Annotated in this window: 6 protein-coding genes; 3 read left to right on the plus strand and 3 right to left on the minus strand. The window is 47.1% G+C overall.

The genetic code is table 11. The annotated features are described in order from the left end of the window. Positions 1-621: alpha/beta fold hydrolase (locus tag AC5JLB_RS10315; RefSeq protein ID WP_495873745.1), on the plus strand; the 621-nt coding region annotated here is incomplete at its 5' end. A gap of 79 nt (positions 622-700) precedes the next feature. Here the strand turns inward: AC5JLB_RS10315 and AC5JLB_RS10320 are convergent. Further along, positions 701-2,551 carry an iron uptake porin gene (locus AC5JLB_RS10320; protein ID WP_495873746.1) on the minus strand — a complete coding sequence of 617 codons (1,851 nt, stop codon included), beginning with the start codon at positions 2,549-2,551 and terminating at the stop codon, positions 701-703. 334 nt (positions 2,552-2,885) lie between these two features. On the opposite strand from AC5JLB_RS10320, the gene glgA reads away from it, so the two are divergent. After that, positions 2,886-4,361 (plus strand): glycogen synthase GlgA, encoded by a 1,476-nt coding sequence (gene glgA / locus AC5JLB_RS10325; protein WP_495873747.1) that lies wholly within the window; start codon positions 2,886-2,888, stop codon positions 4,359-4,361. Positions 4,362-4,576: 215 nt separating this feature from the next. Here glgA and AC5JLB_RS10330 read toward each other — a convergent pair whose 3' ends face one another. Together AC5JLB_RS10330 and AC5JLB_RS10335 are read right to left on the minus strand one after the other, a co-directional pair. Further along, positions 4,577-5,596 (minus strand): long-chain acyl-[acyl-carrier-protein] reductase, encoded by a 1,020-nt coding sequence (locus tag AC5JLB_RS10330; RefSeq protein WP_495873748.1) that lies wholly within the window; start codon positions 5,594-5,596, stop codon positions 4,577-4,579. A 188-nt stretch (positions 5,597-5,784) separates the two neighbouring features. Then, positions 5,785-6,480 carry an aldehyde oxygenase (deformylating) gene (locus AC5JLB_RS10335; RefSeq protein WP_495873749.1) on the minus strand — a complete coding sequence of 232 codons (696 nt, stop codon included), beginning with the start codon at positions 6,478-6,480 and terminating at the stop codon, positions 5,785-5,787. A 327-nt stretch (positions 6,481-6,807) separates the two neighbouring features. Between AC5JLB_RS10335 and AC5JLB_RS10340 the strand changes: the two genes are divergently transcribed. Then, complete coding sequence (locus tag AC5JLB_RS10340) at positions 6,808-7,572, plus strand: carbohydrate ABC transporter permease (protein WP_495873750.1); 765 nt, start codon at positions 6,808-6,810, stop codon at positions 7,570-7,572. Positions 7,573-7,696 lie beyond the last annotated feature (124 nt).

Consider the following 7,696-nt stretch of genomic DNA (forward strand, 5'->3'; position numbering starts at 1 on the left):
CGTTCATCGCTTATGCCGCAAACAAGATGCAACTTCAATTGTTGCCAGGTTAATAACTATTTACTTGCCTTTCTAGCCGCATTGGACTTAGATAGCGTGCATCTAATTGGGCACTCCATCGGCGGCGGAATTAGTATCACAATGGCAACATCAGCACCTGATAAGATTGCCAGCCTAATTTTACTTGATAGTGCGGGAATTCCTAAGGTTCCGTTGCTCGAAGTTCCGGTGCGTCGTGCGCTCGAGATGACCTTACAGATTTCGCCGACCAAACTTTACCTACAATTTCTAGAGATTCCCCAAGTATTTATACCAAATCTCGCATTCAATCTTCCAAATGTCCTCACAGCATTGTGGCTCTCGTTAGAAAAAGATCTCCAAGCCCTATTACCTCACATTCAATCGCCCTGTTTGCTCCTATGGTCTGCTAAAGATTTGACCACTCCCCTTACAGCAGCACAGGAGATGCAGCAAGCCATTCCGAATTCTCGTTTGGTCGTGGTCGAAGAGGGATACCACGAATGGGTACTGTGGTATCCAGAAAAGTTTAGTGCGATCGTGTCCCGCTTCCTAGAGGACGTGAGTTCTAATCCAGCCTCTCTCACTCCCCTTACCGCTTAAAGCGCAATCAGCCAAAAACAGAGCCTTGCCAGAGAAAGTCTGAACAAGGCTCATAACGGGCTCAATTAGGCAATCTAGATTAGAACGAGAACGTTGTTCTAACGACGCCAACGACCTGAGTATTATTGTCGTTGTTGTGTTCAGGATTAAAGATCACAATTACACCAGGTGTGATTGCAATGTTGCTGTTCAGACGATAACGATACAGCGCTTCCACATGAATTGCAGTGTCGTTATCTTCACGGTTAGCAATATCGTTCTTGACCACTTTAGAGGGAACACCAACAATGATACCGCCCAGGTTACCCTCCTTACCTAAGTCAGGAAACGCTAAGAATACAGCCCCATTGAGGGCTTCTGCCTCATTATCTCCATCCTCTTGATCGATAAACGAGTAGCCAAACCAGCCACCAATGATAAATTTAGGGCTAAGACGCAACTGCACTTCACCAGCAAAGGTATCTGACGAAGTAGGTCTACCAAGAGTTGCGCTGGAACCAAAGGGATTTGCTGCAAATGTACTACCCGTGCTTGCTGTGAGGTTGACATCACCACCAGGATAGTAGGAGTGAGCATAGGTCAGCGCGAGATCGATCGATTTGCTTGGCTTGATAACAACCTGTCCTAAAGCAGTATATGCACCGTTAAAGAGGCCATTCTTTGCACTTGGGTCGTTGCTGTTCGAGTCAGAAACGTAACCTCCCTGTAGGGCGAGAAAATCGTTGAACTTGTATTCAAAAGAGCCGCCCGCGCCAGATGCTCCGCTTCGGTAAATGTGGTTAAACCGTCCAAAGCGAGAGAGAGCGCCGGTACCGCTGCTTGTAAAGGGGCTGAGAGTGCTGACTAATCCGTTATATAACTCGGTTTCGACAGCATCGACCTGAAATCTAAGTTTGTCACCGACGGGGAAACGGTAGAACAGCTTAACAACTCTGAGAGCGTTTGACTCATTGCCGTCATGACCTAGGCGAGTCATGTTGGTTCCCGTAAAGGCACCAGAAAACGGAGTAATGTTGCGTGCTTGCAGACGAATTCTTAACTGATCCTTACCAGTAAAGCTACTGTCTAAGTTAAGGCGAGCCCGGGCAGCAAAGATAGTCTCAGTATTATCGTCCCTGAGTCTGTCTTCGTTTGCAGCATTCACACCATTCAGAAACCCATCGCTACCGTTACGGGTAGCACGATCGCCAAAGGTGTCAGCAATAGTAAAGATAGCCTCACCAGTGAGTTTGGTGGTGGTAGAAAACTGTTGTTTTTCTAGGGTTGTTGTTCGCGCTTCCAAAGCATCAACTTGACCACGCAGCGTAGCAATTTCAGCTGCAAATTCTTCTTGCAGCTTTTGCAGGGTTGCTAAATCTTCTCGTTTGACTAAATCTGCGGTAGACGCCGCGATCAGTTCATTTACCCGATCTAAACAGGCATTGAGACCCGCCGCAAACTCATAACGAGTCAAGGCGCGGTTGCCTCGATAGGTTCTGTCCGGATAGCCAGCAATACATCCGTAGCGCTCGACTAGCGATTGTAAGGCTTGAAACGCCCAGTCTGTAGGTCTGACATCCGAAAGCTGAGAAACCGAAGTGACTTGATCAGCCGCATCGCTGCCTTCTGCATTGTCAGTATTCACTGGAACGATCGAGGCAGGTGGGGTCTGCTCGATGTTTTGAGCAATTCTGTTTTGAGCAATTCTTTGGGCTTCAACTCTTTGGACTTCGCTTTGAGAGTTCGTTTGGAGCTTAGTGAAGCTAGTCGTGGGAGTTACTTCAGCCGTTGTCTCTAGTTTAAGCGGCTCGATCGCAGGATTGACAACGGTTAGGTCTGCGCCAGACGTTCTAGAAGTCTCAGTTGCTTTTGCAGGAGTCAGTGCAAACAACACTGTCGTAACTGCCAACGTTGCACTCAGCAGCGATGTTCGTGCCGTAATTGCTCTCATTTCTTTGTCCTCACACCAAAATATAAGGAGCAATCTACCACACTATAGAGTTCTCCTAGATGTCTTCTAGCGCACACGATCTTGCTATTGATAGACAGAATTTACGGCACCTGCCTGCGACGCGATCGCAGTCAAAAATAATTCATCGAACACCTAGCAACGTTAATCGACGGTGTTCCTCATTTCCTCCCTAAACATCATTTTTTCTCTGACATCTAAAAGGTTGTACTGACTTGAGAACTTCCATATTCTGTCTCCTTCGACTTGCAAAACGTATACCTTCCGTATTGAATGGAAGACGCAAGAAATAAATTTTTATGAAGCGGGGGTAAAAATGTATATCGTACAAGTCGCGTCAGAATGTGCGCCCGTGATTAAAGCGGGAGGATTGGGCGATGTTGTCTACGGGCTAAGCCGCGAACTCGAAGCGCAAGGTCATTGCGTCGAAGTCGTTTTGCCAAAATATGACTGCATGAGATACGACCATATTTGGGGTCTACACAGTGCTTACGACAACCTATTTGTGCCCTGGTTTGGCGGCAAGGTTCACTGCTCAGTCTATTGCGGGTGGGTACATGGGCAGATCTGCTTTTTCATTGAACCACACTCACAGGACATGTACTTCGATCGCGACTGCTATTACGGTTGTAACGACGACAATCTGCGATTTGCCTTTTTTAGCAGAGCCGCGCTGGAATTTTTACAGCAAAGCAATAAGCGCCCTGATATTATTCACTGCCACGATTGGCAAACGGGCTTAGTACCAGTGATGCTCTACGAAATCTACAAACATCACGGAATGCCGAACCAGCGGGTATGCTACACAATTCACAACTTCAAGCATCAAGGCACAGCCGGAACCGAAGTTTTAACGGCAACGAATTTGAATCGTCCAGAGTACTACTTTAGCCAAGACAAACTAGGCGATAACTTTAATCCGTTCGCCATCAACATGATGAAGGGAGGCATTGTTTACTCTAACTATGTCAACACCGTCTCGCCTCATCACGCTTGGGAAGCGCGATATACAGGAATCAGCTACGGCTTGGGGCACACGCTTGCGCTCTATCAAGACAAATTTGAGGGCATTCTCAATGGATTAGACTACACATTCTGGAATCCAGAGAGCGATCGCTATATTCCTCATCCATACAGTAAAAAAACCTTTGAGCAAAAACGATACAACACCAAAGCGTTAAGAGAGCGACTGCTGTTACGCAATGAGGAGAAGCCAATTGTCTGTTACGTCGGGCGTCTAGATGACCAAAAAGGCGTCCATCTGGTTCATCACGCGATGTATTATTCGCTGCAACGAGGCGCGCAGTTTGTATTACTTGGATCGGCAACAGAATCGAAGATTAATGATTGGTTTCAACACGAAAAGAATTTCCTCAACAACAATCCAGATTGCCATATTGAACTTGGCTTTAACGAAGAGTTATCACATCTGATTTATGCCGGATCAGACATCATTGTTGTTCCTAGCAACTACGAACCGTGCGGTTTGACGCAAGTGATTAGTTTGAAATACGGAACAGTGCCAGTCGTGCGTGGAGTTGGCGGATTGGTTAACACTGTTTTCGATCGCGATTACGACCAGAAGCATCCCCCCGAAAAGTGCAACGGCTACATGTTCTACGAAACCGACAATAACGCTCTAGAATCTGCATTAGGACGCGCGTTTGATCTCTGGGGCAGCAATCACAGCGAATTTGAAAAACTTGCACTCCAAGGCATGGAGTATGACTACTCTTGGCATGAACCCGCCAAAGACTACACGGCAGTCTATGACAATATCCGGCATCAGTAACGTGATTCTGACGCCTAACGATGAATGATAGGCAATAGAAGAGTGAACAATATTTTTAAGCTGAAGGCTTTTTTAGAAAACCTTCAGCTTAAGCCAAAAAACACTAGCGCCCTGTTGAGGTCAGCGAGTGAATTACACAACAATCAATCACACAATAAGGATCAGTTCCAACGGTTGGACTAACCTCGTTGTTGGAGCCTGGTAAAAGGCGATCGCTAAATCAACAGTGGACGGAATCCATGTTTAACTGATGCTTGACCGATTTGATCCATTTTTTCAACAGTAATGCGATTGCGTCCCCACGAAAAATTGGTGTACAACTTCTCAAATTCGAGCAGCATCGATTCTGCAAAGCAGGCAAATAGCTGACGGGCGGGAACGTCCATATTGACGATGCTCATGATTCGCCAATCAATATCTAATGAATGCTCAACAATGCCGCCATTGAGAACATGCACGCCGGGATGCTGAACCTTTGTTCCTAAATTTTTGGGATAACCACCATCAATCAGCAAGCAAGGCTGTTTCAGAACGGTCGGGTCAATTTCGACGCCTTTTGGCATACTTGCGACCCATACAATAATGTCAGCTTGCGGCAGCGCTTCTTCCAAGCCCATAATTTTGCCGCGACCAAGTTCGGATTGCAACGCTTGCAGGCGTTCTTGATCGCGGGCAATCAGCAATAGCTCTGCGGCATCTGTACGAGCATCTAGCCAGCGGCAGATGGCGCTACCGATATCTCCCGTTGCGCCGCAGACTGCGATCGTCGCCGTCGAAAGATCGATACCCACTTGCTTAGACGCTTGCTCAACCTGCCGACAAAGAATATAAGCCGTGTGCGTATTGCCCGTCGTGAAGCGCTCAAACTCAAGCTTGACGTTGCGGACTTGCTGAATTTGCTGCAAGTTAAAATTCTCGAAAATAATCGACGAGAAGCCACCCAACGCCGTGATGTTAATACCATGCTTTTGAGCATGTGCCATGGCATTAATTACTTTCCGGGTCGCCGCTTTGATTCGACGGCTTGCCAACATTTCTGGCAAAAAGCAGGATTCAACGTATTGCCCTTCGATCGTTTGCCCCGTGGCACTTGTCACTTTGATCGTGTCCACGATTTGAGGCGGGGCGCTGCACCAAAAATCTAACCCCTGATCGGCATATTCTGGATAACCCAGTTCTCGTGCGACAGATTGAGCGTGTTCTAAACTTGTAAGATGACCAATTAAACCAAACATCGATGAATTTGGACCTGAGATCCAGGTGTTGAGAGAGTTAAACCAAATTATAGAGATCAGGGGAAATCGTCATCCGTACTGCCTAATTGGCAGTACGGATGATGAGCAGACTTCCTAGACTAGAAAACAACTAGGCAAGAAAAAGTCAGCTATGAGCAATCTCTTCTCCCATAGCCGATTGACGTTCGCTAGACAGCCGATAAACCGTAAGCTGACATCCGCATAATGTCGCGAGTGGTAAAGCCAATGTTGCTGAGCGCTTCACCATACTGAATCATGAAGTCTTCTACCAAGGCTTCTCGTTCCATCGCGAGAACACTAGCGTCGGTTTCGACTTGATTGAGCATTGCCCAGACTAACGGCAGGTTTTGACGGTTTGCCTCTTCTAGCTCGGCTTTAGACGCTTCAAAGTTTGCTTTGAGCCATTCTTCACCAAAGTTAAGGTGCAGATATTCGTCTTTGACAACACCTTCGGTGATTTTGCGAGCAAAGTCATCGGCAACCGGAATGTAGATGTTGTATGCAGCGATCGCAAAACACTCGATGATCAGCGACTGAATCAGCAAGCAGGTGACGATTTTACCTTCGGCGGCGGCAACTTGGAAGTTGTTGTGTAGTTTAGAGAAGAATTCTTGAGCAAACTCCATGTCTGGTGTTACCTTCAAGTTCTTCCCACAGGCTTCAAAGCCTTTCTTGTGACGATTTTCCATTTTTGCTAGACCTAACAAGTTATCGCGGTTGTCAGGCAGCAGTTCGGCTAATCGCTGGTAATTGTCGTGAGCTTCGCGTTCGCCTTCGATGACGATCGCATTGATGCGGCTGTAGGCATCTTTGTAGGTTTCACTATGAAAATCTAGGTCTGGGGTCGCCTCAAGTTGCGGCATAGATTCGGTGTCTCCTGGTCACGAATGCATCGGCAGTTGCCGATTGAGTTTCAGGTTAGGGAAAAGCGGAGATTCGGCTCAACTCCGATAGCTCCTAACCTACACTTTACCTTCTCAAGCTAAAGATGAAGCCGAGAATGAGTAAATTCTGCCTATGTGGGTGTTTTAGCCCTCTAAAACACTGATTTTTGAAGTCTGAGTCGTCAAGCGTTAGTGTAACGTGTAGAAATGCTAATTTTCTAGCAAAGCCATTTTCTCAATAGTATGAGCCGCGATCGATTCTTCTCCCTAATCAATTCAAGATCAGTGACGGCGATTCTGTGGTTTATGTTGCTGACACTGGGAGCAGGATTGGTGCTGCTGCCGTTGGGCGCTGTCTTCATAACGTCGTTGATGCCTGCTGGAGAGGGATCTGCTTCATTGACCTTGGAAAATTATCGGGTCGCCTGGCAACGCGGCGGCTTTCTGTTGGCGTTTGCCAATTCGACGCTGGTTGCCCTGGCTGTGACAGGATTGCAGATCATCACGTCAGCGTTGGCGGGGTATGCGCTGGCACGGCTGAAGTTTCGGGGCAAGCAAGCGTTATTGCTGATTGTTTTAGCAACGTTGGTCATTCCATTTCAGATGTTAGTCATTCCGATTTTTCTAGTGCTGAAGTGGGGACATCTGATCAATACCTATGGGGCGTTGATTCTGCCGACAGCAGCGAATGGATTTGGAATTTTCTTGCTGCGCCAATTTTTTCAGACGATCCCAGTAGAGCTAGAGGAAGCGGCGATGTTAGACGGGGCGAATCGATGGCAGGTGTTGTGGCGAATCATGTTGCCATTGGCGCGTCCGGCATTGGTAACCTTGTTTCTCTTTACATTTATTGGCGAGTGGAATGATTTGTTTAAGCCGTTAGTCTTTACGACTCGCCCGGAATTGCGAACGGTGCAGTTAGCGTTAGCTAGTTTTCAAGAGCAGTTTACAAACAGTTGGACGTTGATGATGGCGGCTGTAGTGATTGCGACCATTCCGGTGATTGGACTGTTTCTGATCGGTCAACGTCAGCTGATTCGAGGCATTGCGACAACGGGAATTAAGAATTAATTGTCTCGTTCTAGGATTGCATCGATATTTCGGGCTGCATAAAGAACGTGGACAATCTCAATTTCTATCGAACCCATTTGGGATCTTACTCATTGGACAAGCGCTTCAGCATCAATCGGATGAA

This window comes from Myxacorys chilensis, from assembly GCF_059505265.1.